This window comes from Microbacterium sp. ZW T2_14 (genome assembly GCF_044987405.1).
Taxonomy (GTDB): domain Bacteria; phylum Actinomycetota; class Actinomycetes; order Actinomycetales; family Microbacteriaceae; genus Microbacterium.
The window spans coordinates 1-2,149 of record NZ_JBJDRK010000120.1 but is presented as its reverse complement, the minus strand read 5'-3'; the positions used below and the strand labels follow the sequence as shown (position 1 = coordinate 2,149).

The following is a 2,149-nucleotide window of genomic DNA, read 5'->3' as shown; positions in this document are numbered from 1 at the left end:
CGCACGCTCTGGGCTCGCGCGGACGGCGTGGAACTGCCCGAACCGGCAGCGACCGCCGTCGACGCGGCGCGATCGTGGTGACGGGCGCCTGACGACCGGGGCTCAGCCCTCCGGCCACTCCGGGTCGCGGATGACGGCGCGGCCCGACGCGAGCACCTCGTCCGGCGTGATGACGGCGACGTCCGGTGCGATGTCGGCCCGGCGGTCGGGATGGTCGGCCGGCGGATCGGCGTCCTCCGCCTCGAGGATCTTCGTCGTGGCGAGCTGCTGAGCCGCGAGTTCGGTGTAGAGCCCGCCGGCAGCGAGCAGCGACGCGTGCGTCCCCGACTCGACGATGCGCCCCGCCTCGACGACGTGGATGACGTCGGCGGCGATCACCGTCGACAGCCGGTGGGCGATCGACAGCGTGGTGCGGCCGCGGGCCGCGGCGTCGAGCGCCTCCTGCACGACGCGCTCCGACACGGTGTCGAGCGCCGACGTGGCCTCGTCGAGCAGCAGCACCGGCGGATCCTTCAGCAGCACGCGTGCGATGGCGATGCGCTGCTTCTCGCCGCCCGACAGGCGGTAGCCGCGCTCGCCGACAACCGTGTCGTATCCGTTCTCGAAGCGCTCGATCACGTGGTGGATGTTGGCCGCGCGGCAGGCGGCCTCGAGCTCGGCATCCGTCGCCTCCGGCTTCGCGTACCGCAGGTTCTCGCGGATGGTGGCGTGGAACAGGTAGGTCTCCTGCGACACGATGCCCACGTTGTCGACGATCGACTCCTGCCGAAGGCGGCGAACGTCCTCCCCGGCGAACATCACGGACCCGCCGGACGCCTCGTACAGCCGCGGGGTGAGGTACAGCACTGTCGTCTTGCCGGCGCCCGACGGGCCGACGAAGGCGACGTGCTGGCCGGGCTCCGCCACGAACGAGACGCCGCCCAGGGTCGCGCGGCTGTCGGGGGCGGCGTCCGGATAGCGGAACACGACGTCGCGGAACTCGATCCGGCCGATCGGGCCCGGGGCGTCCGCCACGGCGATGGCGTCGGGTTCGTCGCGGATCGCCGGCACCAGATCGAGGTACTCGAAGATGCGCGCGAACAGCGCCGACGAGGTCTGCAGGTCGAGCGACACGCGCATCAGGCCCATGAGCGGCATGAGCAGACGGGCCTGCACGGTGGTGAAGGCCACGATCGTTCCGGCGGTGATGGCATCGCTGCCACCGCCGATCAGGTAGCCCGACACGAGATAGATGATCGCCGGGACACTCGCCATGATGACCTGCACGACCGCGAAGAAGCCCTGGCCGCTCATCGCGCGCCGCACCTGGAGGCGCACCTGGTTGAGGTTCTCGTCGGCGTAGCGGGTCGCCTCGGTGCGCTGCCGGTTGAACGACTTCGAGAGCAGGATGCCCGAGACGCTCAGCGTCTCCTGCGTGATCGCCGTCAGCTCCGACAGCGACTCCTGGGTCTCGCCGGCGATGCGGGCGCGCACCTGGCCGACGCGACGCTGCACCAGGATGAGGAACGGCATGAGCACGACGGCGATGATCGTCAGCCGCCAGTCGATCAGGATCATGGCGATCAGTGACGCGACGACCGTGACGGTGTTTCCGAGGATGCTCGTCACGGTGTTCGTGAGCACACCGGAGACGCCGCCGACGTCGTTCTGGAGGCGCGATTGGATGACGCCGGTCTTGGTGCGCGTGAAGAAGCCGAGCTCCATCGACTGCAGGTGGTCGAACAGCTTCACGCGGAGGTCGCCCGTGACCCGGTTGCCGACGGTGGAGGTGAGCCAGGTCTGCACCACCCCGAGCCCCGCCGAGAACAGGAACAGCGCGATCATGGCGGCCACGAGCTTCCAGAGGAGCGCCAGGTCGGGGGCCGACCCGTCGAGCGGGAAGAGCGCGTCGTCGAACACCCGCTGCACGAGCAGCGGCGGGATGACGGCGATGCCCGCCCCCGCGACGACGAGCAGACCCGTGATGAGGATCGACCACTTGTACGGCCGGAAGAGCCCGACGACCCGCTTGCCCAGCTCGGGGATCTCCGGCGCCTCGGCGTTGGCGCGGCGCTGCGCCTGGGTGTCGACGAAGATGCGTCCCTCTCATGAGCCCGAGCCGCGTCCCTCTCGTGAGCCCGAGCCGCTCTGGCGCGATGCCCTGGGCGAT

At 70.4% G+C, this 2,149-nt stretch carries 1 protein-coding gene; it reads right to left on the bottom strand.

Annotation, left to right across the window (positions count from 1 at the left end; genetic code table 11):
- Positions 1-102: 102 nt before the first annotated feature.
- A complete protein-coding gene (locus ACI3KY_RS20205; RefSeq protein ID WP_404931907.1) occupies positions 103-2,076 on the bottom strand; it encodes an ABC transporter ATP-binding protein in 1,974 nt (657 codons plus the stop codon).
- Positions 2,077-2,149: the final 73 nt, after the last annotated feature.